Origin of the sequence: Ruminococcus sp. RTP21198st1_G1_RTP21198_201120 (assembly GCF_040924265.1) — a bacterium.
Classification (GTDB): domain Bacteria; phylum Bacillota; class Clostridia; order Oscillospirales; family Ruminococcaceae; genus Hominimerdicola; species Hominimerdicola aceti.
This window is the reverse complement of sequence record NZ_JBCOMH010000003.1, coordinates 182,522-197,766: the sequence shown is the minus strand read 5'-3', so window position 1 is coordinate 197,766 and position 15,245 is coordinate 182,522. Positions and strand designations below refer to the sequence as shown.

The following is a 15,245-nucleotide window of genomic DNA, read 5'->3' as shown; positions in this document are numbered from 1 at the left end:
GCAATAGTATGTTTTATTACATCATCAATGCAATCATCACAATTTTTTACAATATCAAAGAATTCATCACTTTGCTTTGAAACAGTTTTTACAAACAATTCCGCTGCGTCGTCATCAAGGTTATTAATTGCCTTGACAAGATAATCGCCGCCCTTAACAGCAACTTTAACGCCATCATCACCATAGTCTCTTATCAAAGTTGCAACAGCGTCTTTATCCAAAATCTTATTTATCGCAACAATTGCTTCATCATCATACTTAGAAAGAATAGCAACAATATCAGAAGCTTGACCAGATTTGAATATTGAGTCAAGCAACTCAGGAGATATCTTTTTGGAAACCTCATATCCGCATACCTTTGCAACATCTTCTTTAGCGTATTGCTTTAAGAGATATCTCTGGTATAATTCGCATGAATACGTTAGCTATCGGCTCTAAAAATGCTCCGTCAGCAAGAAAAATTGTATGCGTTATTATACTTGATATACTTATTTTTCCATAGCCCCAACTAAAAATAGATATTTAAGTTTTCTATTTTCGTTTTCATTAACATCGGGAATAATATTTGTAATATTCACCATTATTTTATGATAAATATTAATCATACGGCATTTATTAAATGCAATTAAATATCCACGTTCAAGATCTGGTTTATTAAATTCTGAACAAAATAAAATTGTATTGCCATGATAAAAAATGTCAATTTTATTTGTAGACAAAGTAATAACAGAAATTTTATCGAATACGTTTTTTTCAAACGAAATTGTTTTTTCTCCAAAATTTTCAGCAATCACCTGTCTAGCCAAATCTATATTCCCGTGTGCAATTTCTTTTTTTATAAATTCTTCTATCTCAATATCATTATCAGTTTTTTTTATTTGATGACGTGAAAGAAACAGGAAAAGAGCAATTGCTGCGAAATCAGCATTAACACTTTCATATATAATCTCGTGACTGTTTCGCTCTATTTTCAAAACAGCAAAATGCCCACAATCCCTCTCTAATATTTCGTAATATATTTCCGGGGCGCCACCATCAACATCGCAGACAACAGAATTATTATAAGATTTCAAACATATATTTCTTACATCAGCCAAACAAATATTATGAGATATTTGAATTTTATAATACAAGTCATTAAATGTACTGATTATATCGTTCAAAAACTATCTCTCCCTTCAACACTTTAAAAGCGACCAACATATTCCCCCATATGTTCCGTAGCATTCGCATTAGTTCACACTACATTTGTTTCGGTATTAGGATTTATAAAAAAATTCTTTTAAATAATCATCGGGAATACGCAAATCCAGTTCTTTTTTAAGTTCATGAAAATATTTTTTCCATTGAATTGAAATTTTTTCCCACCAACCATCAATTGAGGTTTTAATAAGTATAGCCTCATTATTATCACCCCAATCATAACATATGCAGCATCCGCAAGCACCTTGACCATAATTAAAGCGCATATCAAAATAGTCACAATACTTGAATCCCAAACTAAATTCTTCATGTCCATTGCCGTAAAAAGCGTCTATCAAATTAAAATTCGAAACTAAACTACCAAAATATTTTTTCATTTCAGTTTCCACTATTTTGGCTTTTATTTCTGCTCGATTTTCATTCATTATAAAAACCCCTTTGCTTTTAAAAATTTCTTGGGAATTTGCTTTTTTACATCTGTCGTTATACATTTTATCAAACTGTCACAAAGCTTATCAAAGTCGGTATTAAGCGATGACGAAAATAGCATTTTCTTTTCACTGCGATTTGTTATGATAAAAAAATATAAGTTGTTATCTCTAATTTCAACCTCAAATGGATAATAATCATAAACGATAGAAGACATTTTATTGTCATAAAAAGAAACTGTATCTATTAATTCATTGTTATTGCCACATGCTCTTTGAGATAAAAATACATCTGCAATTTTATCTAGGAATTCATAGTTAGTAGGTTGCATACCAAAAATCTCCTTCCGAGAATAATTTTTATACCCATATTTATTTTTTTATACTCCCATTCATTCCACAATGATTTTCCTTTGAAATTTATATCGGTTGGGTCATGTGAAAAACGAATTGTTTTACCCGCTTGAACCTCCGTATACTCCTCCAGCACCAAGCTTTCAAGATAAGAAGAAACATACCCCGAAGCAAAGCGATAAGCGTATTCGTCGTCGGCGTTATTCCTGTAGCTTACCGTAGAGGCATAGTTCCCCAGAATATCAACGCTGAACGAACCTTTTGTCTCGATATCCTTAGAAAATGCGGAAACAGTAACGCAAGGCTCGTAGCTGAATACGCCGTAGCTCAGATATCTTTCGGCATAGATACGGTTAGCCCCTGCCAGTACCTTATTCTCAATGTCAAGCTGCCTGAAATACGTCGTTTCAATAAGGCTGAGGAAGTTGCCTATATACTTATCGTTGTAGACGTTGCTTTTGTTTGCCTTTGCCTGCTCCTCGTCGGTAAGCGGCATTTTTTCATACGCTGTCAAGAGCGACTGCGCAGAAATATTTTGATTATCCGTAGATATACAGTTTACGGAACCTACAAGAATTTCCTTGGTATCCTCGAATGTTTCGTTTGATGAAACAGGAGCAATGTTGAGATACTGCGTTTTGCCGATTGACGTTAAAGCGCCGTTCCACTCGTAAATAATCTTGTTGTCAATGTAAAGAGCAGGCGAAATAGTATCGGCGTATTGTGCCCAATAGTCATTTTTCAGATTATAGATACTGCTTGGAGTTCCGTCTCCAAAAATGCTGTAAAACTCTTTGTTGGGAACATATCCGACCGTTATAGTCGAAATGTATGCCATGGGTCCCGATATCACCTGCTGATAACCGTTATTAATACCGATTTTGAGCAGATCGGTGTCGACAATCTTGGAGTCGTAAATATTTTTAACTTGTTCTTTAATTGTACCACAAATATACGGCAATTTCAAGGAAATTTTTGATATATTCTTCTGAGCAATCATCTTGCCGGTAACATTAACCGATATTTCTTCAGAAGACTGATCGTCAAACTTGCTTAAATACAAATAAAAGTCGGAAGAATCCTTGAAATCGGAAATATCGACATCGATATTCTGTTTTTCGATCTCGTCCGAAATACTCTCTACCTACTTGTATTTCTTGAAGCTGATATCGAGTTCGTATTCCTTGCCGTCGATCTATCTCGCAGTATCCGACGCACTCAAAGCCGCCCGCTTTTTCAAGTTCCGAACGGAATCCGCCTATTCCTGCAAAGATATCAAAATATTTTATCAGTACGAATCATCTCCTTTCCGATTTTTCCAACAAAAAAACGGTCAAGCTTTTTTCAAAACTTGACCGTCACATTGATATATTCATTTCTTCTGTTGGCTCACTATCTTCACTTACGATATGAAAGTCGTCCACACCAGGGATAACTCCTAACGTTCTGCCGTTATTAAAAACGCAATGCACAGTGCCGATATCATCCATATGTTCGATATTTTTTGTTGTGTGGGGTTTGACTTCCTTTTTGGTGAAAACTGGCGAAAAGCATCTACGGTTTTACACCTGAAATTTTTACCCTCAAAACGCAAAAAAAGCTCGTAAATACGAGCTTTTCGAGGTGTGCATCTATTTTATTGCACAAGTATGGTGCGGGTGACAGGACTTGAACCTGCACGGTGTTGCCAATAGAACCTAAATCTATCGCGTCTGCCAATTCCGCCACACCCGCGTACAAAATATCATTATTATTTTATCATAAACTCCCTACTTTGTCAAGACCTTTTGCTCAAAAAAAATGCCCGATGCTCAAAACATCGGACTGATTTTTTTATAATCTCTTTATATTGTCAAGAATTATCAGCTTGTGCGTAAAACCCTCAAGCTTGTTTTTGATATCACCGTTCTTTATAAAAAGGAGTGTTGGCAGTGCTGTAACGTCATATCTCTTCGCAAGATCTGGCTGAGAGGTGATATCACACTTAGCTATGATAGCGGTTTCTCCAAGCTCTTCTGCAGCTTCGTTAAGCCCTGCCTCTGTTCTTTTACAGTGAACACAGGTAGGTGAGTAAAATTCTATAACAAGCGGTTTGTCTGCTGATATCAGCTCGTTGTAATTCTGGTTTGTCAGTTCTGTTAGCATTTTTTTATTTCCTCCAATATATATTATATTATTCATATAGCTTTACTATGAATATAGTGATTATATCACTATTTACGCACTTTGTCAAGAGTATTATCAAACATTTCTGTATATCATATTTCTCACATATGTTGGTTATGAATAAAATGTACAACAATAATAAAGTATTCCTATCATATATGTATGATTTCACGAAAATCATTCATAACTATTGACATTTCCATAAAATCATGTATAATAAAAGCATACTAATCATATCGACTTGATATGAATTGAAAGTGAGGAGCTTAAATTGTCAAAGATCAATAAGCGAATGCAGCGATGTTGACACTGGAACTATCACAGCAATATATCTTAATTGGAGTTGTCAGCTATGTATATAGAATTAAAAAACATTAATAAAAGCTTTGGCGATTTTAAAGCTTCGGATAACGTAAGTTTTGGTATTGAAAAGGGAAAGCTTATCGGTCTGCTTGGACCGAGCGGCAGCGGTAAAACAACTATCCTGCGTATGCTTGCAGGTTTGGAAAAACAGGATAGCGGTGATATTATTATAGATGGTAAAAATGTCAACAAACTTCCTTCAAATGAAAGAGGTATCGGATTTGTTTTTCAAAGCTATGCGCTCTTCCCTTTTATGACAGTTTACGATAATATAGCTTATGGTCTGAAGGTTCAGAAAAAAGATAAGAAGTTTATCAAACAACGTGTGGCTGAGCTTCTTGAACTTGTTGGCTTGCCTGACGTTGGCAAGCGTTATCCTGACCAGCTCAGCGGAGGTCAAAGGCAGCGTATCGCTCTTGCAAGAGCACTAGCACCTCAGCCTGAACTCCTTCTACTTGACGAACCTTTTGCAGCTATCGACGCAAAGGTAAGAAAAGAACTGAGAACATGGCTTCGTGATACTATTGATAAAATAGGCATAACAAGCATTTTCGTTACACACGATCAGGACGAAGCAATAGAGGTCGCAGACGAAATTGTTATCACAAACAAAGGCAGAGTTGAGCAGATAGGCAATCCGGTTGAGATATACCTTGAACCTAAAACTTCTTTTGTTGCTCAGTTTATCGGTCAGTCAGCTATTATCGAGGATTACAGCAAACTAAAGGGTTTTGAAGTTACAGAAAATAATGCCTCAGCTATAATCCGACCGGAATTTATTGAAATAAATAAATTCGAAGACAGTGAATACCACCCATTTGAAAGCTCTATGGAAGACGCAGTTGTAGAAGATGTATCATTCAGAGGAAACGCCTTTGAGGTTAAAGCTTCCATAGACGGTATCTCAGTAACAGGCAGATATCCGCTGAACGCTTCCCGCCTGAAAAAAGGTGATAAGGTAAAAGTACTTATCAAGAAGCTTTACACTATTGATGAAAACACTACAAATATTCTCGTAAACAAAGCTCTTGATGACTCAGAGCTATACTACATTTAATAAGGAGGACATTAAAGATGGAAAATAATAAAACAAAGTCCTCTGCTATACAGAAGATACTAAAATGTGGCATCATATCATGGGTAGCAATAATTGCCCTTTGGGGAATAGGATCTTTGAAATATGATGAATATTTTCTTCCAAGCCCAAAGGAAACGATCGACAGCATGAAGGAACTTATCAAAGACGGAACTCTTTGGAGTGACATTGTTGCAAGCGTTGGAAGAGTAATAAAAGGCTGGCTACTTTCAATAATTTTTGCTGTTCCTATGGGTCTTATTGTAGGAAATTTCAGACCTGTACGCTGGCTCGTTGAACCTATACTTAGCTTTTTCAGATTTGTGCCTGCTATTGCATTGACGACACTCTTTTTAATGTGGTTCGGAGTAGGCGAAGAATCAAAAGTAGCACTTATTTTCTACGCATCATTCTTCCCTATGTTCGTAAACACTATAGCGGGTGTGGCTTCAACTGATAAGCAGCTTGTGGAAGCAGCTTCCTGCATGGGGGCAAAAAAAGCAAGAGTTTTTTTCACAGTAGTTGTACCATCAGCGGTATCTAATATCTACACTGGAATAAGACTAGGACTTAGCTCAGCTATCATCTGTGTTGTGGCAGCTGAAATGCTGGTCGGCAGTGATGGCCTTGGTTATCTTATAAACAGCTCGAAGCTTTATTACAAAACAAGCTGGGCTTTTGCAGGAATCGTCACACTTGCTGTGATCGGCTTTGCTGCTGACAGGATCCTACAGTTTATTGGCAAGAAAAAACTTAAACACTTTGACGTAAAATAATTAATTTAACAGGAGAGATTTAAAAATGAACATAAAAAAGATAATCGCAATAATAGCATCGACAGCATTGACAGCAACTCTTCTTGCATCATGCGGTAGTTCATCAAGCGGAAAAACCGCAAAGAAGGTTATCAAAGACGGTAAAGAACTTAGCGTTTTGAGAGTTGCGAACATGACAGGTCAGCCAGATCAGTATGCCGACTATATCGGTATGGAGCAAGGAATATTTGAGAAATATGGTATATCTCTCGAAACATCAGAATACGCTGCCGGCATTAACACAGTTGACGCTATTGCAACAGGCACAGCAGATACAGGACTGCTTGCAGATTTTGCTGCTGTAAACAGAATTGGAAATACTCTCGATAACACTAATCTTGTGATTTTTTCAGATCTAAGTTCAAGCGTTTCATATAACGGCGGACTTTTTGTTGCACCAAAATACAAAGATGATCTTGATGCTTTAGATGAAAGTGAAGGATGGATAACTTCTATTGGAACAGTTTCAGAATACTTCAACTGGCAAGCCCAGACTTATTTAGGACTTGACCCGTCAAAGCAGAAAAACGTCAACACAGATTCCATATCAACTCAGATAGCAGTTGCACATAACGGTGAAGCATCAGCCGCTATCGTTACAGGCTCAGCTATAAAAAAATATGAAGCAGAGGGCTGGACTCAGGTCGCATCTGCAAAAGATATAGGGATAAACGTATCTGCTTATCTTATAACATCAAGCGACTTTGCAAAGAACAATACTGAAACTCTTACGAACTATCTTAAAGCACTTGATGAAAGCGTTAAATACATAAATGACAACTTAGATGAGTCGGCTGAAAAAATATCAAAGAAATATGGAATCGAACCAGATGATTTCAAAACAAACTGGGAACAGTACAGTATTAAACTGGGACTTTCTGAGGAAGCTGCATTTCATCTTGATGAAATAAATAAGTGGGCGTATGATAATGGTAAATATCCAAACAGTTACAACATAAGGGAATTTTATTATCCAGACTCAGCAAAAAAAGCATTTCCAGATAACGTTACGGCAGACCTGACAAAAGCAGACAAATAAATAAGGAGGAATCAGACATGGGTTATCCAAGCATTTATCCAACAGGAGTTACAATATACAACAAAGAAAAAGCCTACAGCGGCTATACGATCTTCCCGTCCGCTAAAGGTGCTCTGCTCATAGATATGAATGGCAATGAAGTAAAGCTTTGGGCTGGACTGGGAGGATTTCCTAACAAAATACTCCCAGGCGGATATGTAATGGGCACAACAGGAGCAAGAGGAGGTAAATATGCATATCAGGATCAACTTGATCTTGTTCAGGTAGACTGGGATGGTCATATCGTATGGAAATTCGACAAAACTGAACTTGTTGCCGACCCGGGTAAAGAACCGGTCTATATGGCTAGACAGCACCATGATTTTCAGCGTGAGGGCAGCACTGTGGGTTACTATTATCCAAATGGTGAGCCAAAGACAGACAGTGGCAATACACTTATCCTTACTCACGAGAACCTCTACAACCACGATATTTCAGACAAAAGACTTATCGACGATAAGATCATCGAAGTGGATTGGGAAGGCAATATAATTTGGAGCTGGCGTGCAAGCGACCACTTTGATGAGCTTGGCTTTGACGAGGCCGCAAAGAACGCATTGTTCAGAAACCCTGGTCTTCACGGTGAGGCAGGTGGAGATTGGATGCACATAAACAACTTCTCTACCCTTGGCGAAAATAAGTGGTATGACGCAGGTGACAAACGCTTCCACCCAGACAATATCATATTTGACGCAAGAAATTCTAACATACTCGGAATTATCGAGAAATCAACAGGTAAGATAGTATGGCGTGTAGGTCCTAACTTCAACGAAAGCGAAGCCACAAAGAAGCTTGGCTGGATAATTGGTCAGCACCACCTGCACATGATACCAAAGGGACTTCCTGGAGAGGGCGACCTGTTGGTATTCGATAACGGTGGCGAGGGTGGCTACGGCACACCTAACCCTGCTTCCCTCACAGGCGTGAACAATGCACACAGAGATTACTCAAGAGTACTTCAATTCAATCCTGTTACACTTGAAATAACATGGCAGTACACTCCCCTTGAAGCAGGAAATCTGCTTTTTACTGACGCTTCTAAGTTCTATAGCTCATACATCAGCTCTGCACAGCGACTTCCGAACGGAAACACTCTTATTACGGAAGGTTCAGATGGACATCTTCTTGAGGTCACACCTGACCATGAAATAGTTTGGGAATTTGTAAACCCTTATTTCAAGAATTTTGCTGGAACATTCAAAAGCAACATGATCTACAGAGCTTATCGTGTACCATACGAGTGGATACCACAGCTTAAAAAGCCTGTTGAGACCTCTATCGAGCCTATCGACATTACAAAGTTCAGAGTATCAGGTGCTTCTATTGGCGAGGGTACAGGGCTTGTTACAGCCGTTGACGGGATCGATCCAACAAAAGGAGTTCCTCTCACAGGTTCAGGAAATGAAGAAGATGATGATGAACGCATCGACTTCTGTGTTGCTTCTGTAAAGAAAAAAGATCTAGAATAAAATTATTATACATAAGGCAGCTTCTGTAAAACGAGGCTGCTTTTTTTAAGACTGCAGAGAGTTTACAAGTCCTTGACAAAAGAAAAGATTAGTGCTATTATATTATATGATATTGTTATTTATTTATCAATCATGTTTATTAGTAAAGGAAAGTGTAAATATATGTCTAAAGACGGTTCGATATCCACATCAGTAATAAAACGACTGCCACGTTATTATAGATTTTTAGGTGAGCTTCAAAAAGAAGGACTTGAAAGAATATCTTCAAGGGAGCTTTCTGAGAGAATGAAGCTCACGGCTTCACAAATAAGACAAGACCTTAACTGCTTTGGCGGATTCGGTCAGCAGGGATATGGCTATCACGTTGACGAGCTTAGAATGGAAATAGGCAAGATACTCGGAGTAGACAAGCATTTCAAGACCATACTTATCGGTGCAGGAAACCTTGGTAAAGCTATCGCCACACATATTAACTTTGAAACAAGGGGTTGCAATCTCATAGGCATATTTGATATAAACCCTAAGCTCACTGGTGAAGTGGTAGGAAACATACCGATTCGTCACACTAATGATATAGAAAGCTTTTGCGAAGCAAACTCCCCTGTTGTAGCTGTGCTTTGTATACCGAAGGCAAACACTCAGGCTATTGCAGACCAGCTTGTAAATCTTGGTCTGAAAGCGTTCTGGAATTTTTCACATTATGATCTTAGCATCGACTATGAAAACATAGTTGTGGAAAATGTCCATTTAGGTGACAGCCTGCTTACACTTACATATGCAACAAATATCATAACAAGCACTGATACTGACAACAGCGAAGAGATCGAATAAAAAAGGCGCTGTAAAAAAAAGCGCAACAAAGCCCGTGGATTTCCTCGATATGGAAGCCCACGGGCTTTAATATATCACACAGCAAAAAAGAACTATCTAATCTTGAAAAAAGGGTACAGCAAACACACCGGCAGAAATACAGCGCTTTTTGCCGATTATTAAAATGTTGAAAAATATCTTTTTCAGGCTGCTTTTCTGATTGCGATCTTCTTCAAGTGAAATTTATGCAGATTAAAACCACAGCAAATCATCGCAATTTCTAAATTCATGGCATTTAAGCCACGTCTTCTGGCTCTTGTGTATGACCGATTCCACTTGATGATACCATTTGCACCCTCAGATTGAATGCTTCTGTTCATTCTGAGAAGCGCTCCATGAATACAATTAAGATTGTTTAAAACTTCTTTGTGAAATGCAGTCAATTCTTCATTTATGCAAACTATGCGATTTCCCTTGCATTTGCAGCACTTTTCTTTATGAGAACAGTTTGCACATTCTTCACACTGATAGAATTCTTCTGTTCTCCCATATTTGTTTCCCTTTATGGGTCGACTGTAAACGTAATGGAATTTTTTGTTGTTAGGACACAGCAGATCACCGTTTTCATCTATGCGGAAATTCACTGCTCTGTATGGATCATTATGGTATTTAATATTCTTGCTTTCTTTTTCATACATGGTAAATTTCATGTATTTTCCCATTCCGTGTTCTTCACAGTACAGATAGTTGTTGAAGCTTCCATAGCCTGCGTCGGTAACTGGATATTCAGGATACTTTCCATATATTCTGTGGAATTTTTCCATAAGCGGCTTGAAGCAATCCATATCCGAGGCATACTGCTTTACGTCATATACGGCGATATACTCATCGCAAACGCCAAATTGTATGTTGTAACCTGGGAGCAGTTGATCGTTTCCCATATAGTCTTTTTTCATACGCATAAATGTTGCATCATGGTCTGTTTTGGAATAACTGTTTCGTTCATTGCCGCATATTTTTATGTGCTCTGCATACTTTTTTAGTCTCGCAATGTAACTTGTAAGCTTATCATAATATCGCTGTTCTGGAGTTTTATGATGTCCACGTCCCCTGACAGCAGAAGCAGGATCAAAACCGCAAAGCTGTATATATTGCTTTAATATCTGTTCGAGATATTCGATGGCATATTCTTCACGAACTCCGAATTTCACACCAAATGCGGCTATTCTTTTATTTATCTCACTTAACAGTTCTGTTGTCTTTGCAAATACTTTCACGCGATTTTTCTCGCAGCTCTTTTTCCATACCCAGCTGTATTTGTTGGCGTTGGCTGTGATCTTTGTTCCGTCTATGTACACATGATCCATATCTACGTTTTCTTGTTCAAATATGTAAGCATTGATGTCAGCGAATATATCTTCTATTTTTCCGTTAAGCACATTGTTCATAAAATTGTCTATCGTCATATGGCTTGGCGGCAGTTCGTCCTGTAATAACCACATAAAGCGGATATCTGTTTTGCACAGCTTTTCTATTTTTCTTAATGATTCATAGCCATTTTCCATGAATGCGAACAGTATTACTTTTAGCAAAGTTTTTTCATCATATCTTGGTCTGCCTGTCCTGCGTTCCTCAGTCGTCAGGTATTTATTTAGGTCAATATGATCAATAACTTCACAAAATGTATATACCGGATCTGTTGTTTCAATAATTTTTTCAATTTCTATAGGAAATTTTAATTGATATGGTGTATTATATTCTTGTTGGTATTTTTTCATCAAATTTATTATACCACAAAAAAGACTGCTTTCCTACCCTTTTAAGGGTGGTTGCAGTCTTTTTTTATTGCGCGTTTTTTTACAGCGCCTTTTCTTTTTCATCAGTTGCCACGTTGCAACCGACTAATCTCTGTACATAAGCGTGACCGCCATGCCGTTTATCACGCCCACTACAACTCCGCACACAATGAAAAACACCTTGATAGGCAGGTCAAGCAGAAGCGAGATAAGCCCGAACACGATAACGAACGCCATTGCTCCGCCTATCTGCACAAGAAACTTTCTTTTCACAAGCACAGGAAAACGCTCCGCAAGCTTTGCAGTCTTGTTACCCTTGTGGTCAATTATCCTGTAAATAAGCTGAGTCAGTGCCATTGGTATTCCGATAAATAAAATTGCTGTTATAAGTTTGTCCATTTTAAATTCCTCCATTTTTCACTTAAATTATAGCTTTTTTTGTATCAAAAAAGGCTGCCCAAGACGCAGTTCGTCCGTGGGCAGCCTCATTGCTGCATATAAAATTTCTTTTATCAACAATTAAAGAACTCTTACGCCAACAACGCCCTCGATAGACTTGAAAGCGTCAGCGTCAACGTCGCCTGTAACATCGAGCATTGTGTAAGCCCAGTCTTTCTTAGACTTGTTTACAAGGTTCTCGATATTTGCGCCCTTGTCAGATACAACAGATGTGATCTGTGCAATAAGAGCAGGAACGTTCTTGTGAAGCACGCAAACAAGGTGGTCGCCTGTTTTAGCAAGCTCTGCATTAGGGAAGTTTACAGAATTCTTGATAGTTCCCTTCTCGATATAGTCGATAAGCTCGTGAGCCGCCATTGTTGCGCAGTTGTCCTCAGACTCAGGTGTAGAAGCGCCAAGGTGTGGAAGAACGATAACATTCTCCTCGCCAAGAACAACATCATCTGCAAAGTCTGTTACATACTTTGCAACCTTGCCGTCCTTGATAGCCTTTACAACAGCCGCACTGTTGATAAGCTCGCCTCTTGCAAGGTTGATAAGACGAACGCCGTCCTTCATCATTGCTATCTGAGCTTCGTCGATAGTGTTCTTTGTGTCAGGTGTATAAGGAACGTGGATAGTGATATAGTCACTGTTCTTGTAAATATCGTTGATATCAGCAGTTACCTTTACAGCAGGCTCGAGCTGGATAGCTGCGTTTACAGAAAGGAATGGGTCATAGCCGATAACGTCCATGCCAAGTGCAACGGCTGCGTTTGCGATCTTTCCGCCGATAGCACCAAGACCGATTACGCCAAGAGTCTTGCCCAATATCTCAGGACCCGCGAACTTAGACTTGCCGCCCTCAACTGTCTTTGGAGCGTCAGGAGTGCCCTTGAGTGATGCAGCCCATGCAGCAGCCTCTGTTATCTTTCTTGAAGAAAGAAGAAGCGCACAAATAGCAAGCTCCTTAACAGCGTTTGAGTTTGCGCCAGGTGTGTTGAATACAACGATTCCCTGCTCTGCGCACTTCTCAACTGGAATATTGTTTACGCCAGCACCTGCTCTTGCAATAGCAAGCAGGCTCTCAGGCATTTCCATATCGTGCATCTTTGCTGAACGTACCATTATAGCGGTAGGATTTTCAGCATTGTCGCTTACTGTGTACTTAGCCTTGTCGAAAATATCTGTACCGCAAGCGGCGATCTTATTCAAAGTCAATATGTTGTACATTAAACTAACCTCTTTCATCTATTTAAGTGATAATTCTTACAAACAGGCAAAGAACAAGTATTACAGCGAAAAGAACGAGAACAACTTTGCCTTTTGACTTACTTCTTTCATTAAGCTTATCACGCCAATCGTCCGGATTGTTTTTGATCAAATCAGCAGTGCTTATCATATGAAGCAATCGATGAAGCATTGAAATTTCACCTCGATCAAATCTGATTATGCGTTCTCAGCCTCAAACTTCTTCATGAACTCAACAAGCTTTTCAACGCCCTCGATAGGCATTGCGTTGTAGATAGAAGCTCTCATACCGCCAACAGTTCTGTGACCCTTGAGGTTTACAAAGCCTGCTGCTGTAGCCTCAGCAACGAACTTCTTGTCAAGCTCAGCGTCGCCTGTTACGAATGGAACGTTCATAAGAGATCTGTCCTCAGGAACAACAGTGCCCTTGAAAAGCTTGCTCTGGTCAAGATAATCATAGAGTATCTTAGCCTTTTTCTCGTTGTGAGCCTTCATAGCCTCAAGACCGCCCATTTTCTTTATCCACTTGAATACCTTGCCGCAGATGTAGATGCCATAGCAAGGAGGTGTATTGTAAAGAGAGTCAGCGTCAGCCTGAGTTTTCCACTTGAGCATTGTAGGTGTTCCCTCGAGAACATCGTCAGTGATAAGATCTTCTCTGATGATAGCAATAACAACGCCGGCAGGACCAACGTTCTTCTGAACGCCGCCGTAAATAACGCCGTACTTTGTTACGTCAACAGGCTCAGACAGGAAGCAGGAAGAAACGTCTGCAACAAGTGTGTGACCCTTTGTGTTAGGCAGAGTCTTGTACTTTGTACCATAGATAGTATTGTTTTCGCAGATATAAACATAGTCAGCGTCCTCTGGGATATCCAGATCTGAACAATCAGGGATATAAGAGAAAGTCTTGTCAGCAGAAGAAGCCACAGCAACAGCCTCGCCGTATTTCTGAGCCTCCTGATAAGCCTTCTTAGCCCACTGACCTGTGATTATGTAAGCCGCTTTCTTGTTCTTCATAAGGTTCATAGGAACGGCTGCGAACTGCTGAGAAGCACCGCCCTGAAGGAACAGTACCTTATAGTTATCAGGGATACCCATAAGATCTCTGATGTCCTTTTCAGCTTCCTTGATGATGTCATCGAACGCCTTGGAACGGTGGCTCATCTCCATTACGCTCATACCTGTGCCCTTATAATCGAGCATTTCATCGGCAGCTTCCTTAAGCACTTCCTCAGGGAGTACAGCAGGACCTGCACTGAAGTTATATACTCTACCCATTGTTAAACCCTCCATATAAATTAGTTTCTTAGTTTCATTATTTATAAAGACTATAAATATATAAATTAATAATATTATTATATGCCTTTTATAAAAAAAAGTCAAGGGCTGTCATATAAAAATACTCACTCGTCATAAGTTTTTGTACATATCAGCACATAAAGCAGCCCTGAAAACGTGCATTTTTTCACCTTACCTATGCCGTTATATATAATAAGCACTGAAAAGCATGAAAAATCAGAATAATACTAAAGCGTTAAAAAGAGGTTAAAATTTTTGGTATTCCTTGAAATCTCCATATTTGTGTAGTATAATGTAATCAATAAAATGCGACAGTTGTATAAAAATCGGGGAACAATTGTCACTCTCAGGGAAAGAGGATATATATGCAAAAGATATTTTATGTTTCAAGAAATGAGGACAAAGCCCATGATGGAAAAGCCCCGGATATGGACAGATTTCAGCGAGTTGAAAAGCTCAACAGTCTGATTGCGGCAGGCTGGGCTATAAAGGAAATGAAAAGCGAAAACAACAGCACATTCTTTGTGCTTGAGAAAGCAGACTAGACTTAAAATGGCGGTATAAAACCGTACCCTGCCAATAACGCAGACACGACGTCCCGCCAACAAGTTCGACAGGTCTTTCAACAAACTTATAGGACGGTAGCCCCACCGTCCTGTTTTTATGTGCAGATAAATTTTGCGAAAACGTTTTATGG

The 15,245-nt window shown here is 38.9% G+C and carries 17 protein-coding genes, 1 tRNA gene and 2 pseudogenes; 6 read left to right on the top strand and 14 right to left on the bottom strand.

Annotated features, from left to right (window positions below; all coding sequences use genetic code 11):
- The 9 genes and pseudogenes from AB5627_RS03430 to AB5627_RS03390 all read right to left on the bottom strand — a co-directional run.
- Window positions 1-317: hypothetical protein (locus AB5627_RS03430; protein WP_368369670.1), on the bottom strand; the 317-nt coding region annotated here is incomplete at its 3' end.
- 171 nt (window positions 318-488) lie between these two features.
- A complete protein-coding gene (locus AB5627_RS03425) occupies window positions 489-1,163 on the bottom strand; it encodes a hypothetical protein (protein ID WP_022287676.1) in 675 nt (224 codons plus the stop codon).
- A 96-nt stretch (window positions 1,164-1,259) separates the two neighbouring features.
- Window positions 1,260-1,628, bottom strand: coding sequence for a hypothetical protein (locus AB5627_RS03420; RefSeq protein WP_022287675.1), 369 nt, complete (start codon window positions 1,626-1,628; stop codon window positions 1,260-1,262).
- Window positions 1,628-1,963 (bottom strand): hypothetical protein, encoded by a 336-nt coding sequence (locus AB5627_RS03415; protein WP_022287674.1) that lies wholly within the window; start codon window positions 1,961-1,963, stop codon window positions 1,628-1,630. Before AB5627_RS03415 ends, AB5627_RS03420 begins: the two co-directional genes overlap by 1 nt.
- Window positions 1,936-2,823 carry a hypothetical protein gene (locus AB5627_RS03410; RefSeq protein ID WP_195221785.1) on the bottom strand — a complete coding sequence of 296 codons (888 nt, stop codon included), beginning with the start codon at window positions 2,821-2,823 and terminating at the stop codon, window positions 1,936-1,938. The genes AB5627_RS03415 and AB5627_RS03410 overlap by 28 nt, the downstream gene beginning before the upstream one ends.
- A gap of 352 nt (window positions 2,824-3,175) precedes the next feature.
- Window positions 3,176-3,274: pseudogene (locus AB5627_RS03405) on the bottom strand (DNA cytosine methyltransferase); the annotation flags it as partial.
- Window positions 3,275-3,343: 69 nt separating this feature from the next.
- Window positions 3,344-3,499 (bottom strand): annotated as a pseudogene (locus tag AB5627_RS03400) (DUF4314 domain-containing protein); the annotation flags it as partial.
- A gap of 136 nt (window positions 3,500-3,635) precedes the next feature.
- A tRNA-Leu gene (locus AB5627_RS03395) sits at window positions 3,636-3,719 on the bottom strand.
- A gap of 99 nt (window positions 3,720-3,818) precedes the next feature.
- A complete protein-coding gene (locus AB5627_RS03390) occupies window positions 3,819-4,130 on the bottom strand; it encodes a thioredoxin family protein (RefSeq protein WP_022288447.1) in 312 nt (103 codons plus the stop codon).
- Between the two features lie 373 nt (window positions 4,131-4,503).
- Between AB5627_RS03390 and AB5627_RS03385 the strand changes: the two genes are divergently transcribed.
- The 5 genes from AB5627_RS03385 (at window position 4,504) to AB5627_RS03365 (ending at window position 9,782) form a co-directional block, all read left to right on the top strand.
- The gene (locus AB5627_RS03385) at window positions 4,504-5,571 is read left to right on the top strand and encodes an ABC transporter ATP-binding protein (protein WP_022288446.1); all 1,068 of its coding nucleotides are present in this window, start codon (window positions 4,504-4,506) and stop codon (window positions 5,569-5,571) included.
- A gap of 17 nt (window positions 5,572-5,588) precedes the next feature.
- Window positions 5,589-6,365 carry an ABC transporter permease gene (locus AB5627_RS03380; RefSeq protein ID WP_022288445.1) on the top strand — a complete coding sequence of 259 codons (777 nt, stop codon included), beginning with the start codon at window positions 5,589-5,591 and terminating at the stop codon, window positions 6,363-6,365.
- Between the two features lie 25 nt (window positions 6,366-6,390).
- A complete protein-coding gene (locus tag AB5627_RS03375; RefSeq protein WP_022288444.1) occupies window positions 6,391-7,443 on the top strand; it encodes an ABC transporter substrate-binding protein in 1,053 nt (350 codons plus the stop codon).
- 17 nt (window positions 7,444-7,460) lie between these two features.
- Entirely contained in the window at window positions 7,461-8,951 is a 1,491-nt protein-coding gene (locus AB5627_RS03370) for an aryl-sulfate sulfotransferase (RefSeq protein WP_022288443.1), read from the top strand.
- Between the two features lie 162 nt (window positions 8,952-9,113).
- Window positions 9,114-9,782 (top strand): redox-sensing transcriptional repressor Rex, encoded by a 669-nt coding sequence (locus tag AB5627_RS03365; protein WP_022288442.1) that lies wholly within the window; start codon window positions 9,114-9,116, stop codon window positions 9,780-9,782.
- Between the two features lie 182 nt (window positions 9,783-9,964).
- Here the strand turns inward: AB5627_RS03365 and AB5627_RS03360 are convergent, their stop codons facing one another.
- The 5 genes from AB5627_RS03360 to serC form a co-directional block, all read right to left on the bottom strand.
- Window positions 9,965-11,539, bottom strand: a complete 1,575-nt coding sequence (locus AB5627_RS03360; protein WP_368369669.1) for an IS1182 family transposase — start codon at window positions 11,537-11,539, stop codon at window positions 9,965-9,967.
- Window positions 11,540-11,662: 123 nt separating this feature from the next.
- The gene (locus tag AB5627_RS03355) at window positions 11,663-11,956 is read right to left on the bottom strand and encodes a hypothetical protein (RefSeq protein ID WP_022288562.1); all 294 of its coding nucleotides are present in this window, start codon (window positions 11,954-11,956) and stop codon (window positions 11,663-11,665) included.
- Between the two features lie 120 nt (window positions 11,957-12,076).
- Window positions 12,077-13,228 (bottom strand): 3-phosphoglycerate dehydrogenase family protein, encoded by a 1,152-nt coding sequence (locus tag AB5627_RS03350; protein ID WP_022288561.1) that lies wholly within the window; start codon window positions 13,226-13,228, stop codon window positions 12,077-12,079.
- 22 nt (window positions 13,229-13,250) lie between these two features.
- On the bottom strand, window positions 13,251-13,418 hold the full coding sequence (locus tag AB5627_RS03345; RefSeq protein WP_022288560.1) for a hypothetical protein: 168 nt from the start codon (window positions 13,416-13,418) through the stop codon (window positions 13,251-13,253).
- 26 nt (window positions 13,419-13,444) lie between these two features.
- Window positions 13,445-14,527 carry a 3-phosphoserine/phosphohydroxythreonine transaminase gene (gene serC, locus AB5627_RS03340; RefSeq protein ID WP_022288559.1) on the bottom strand — a complete coding sequence of 361 codons (1,083 nt, stop codon included), beginning with the start codon at window positions 14,525-14,527 and terminating at the stop codon, window positions 13,445-13,447.
- Between the two features lie 386 nt (window positions 14,528-14,913).
- Here serC and AB5627_RS03335 point away from each other — a divergent pair, with 386 nt between their 5' ends.
- Window positions 14,914-15,093 (top strand): hypothetical protein, encoded by a 180-nt coding sequence (locus AB5627_RS03335; RefSeq protein ID WP_022288558.1) that lies wholly within the window; start codon window positions 14,914-14,916, stop codon window positions 15,091-15,093.
- The last annotated feature ends 152 nt before the right edge of the window (window positions 15,094-15,245 follow it).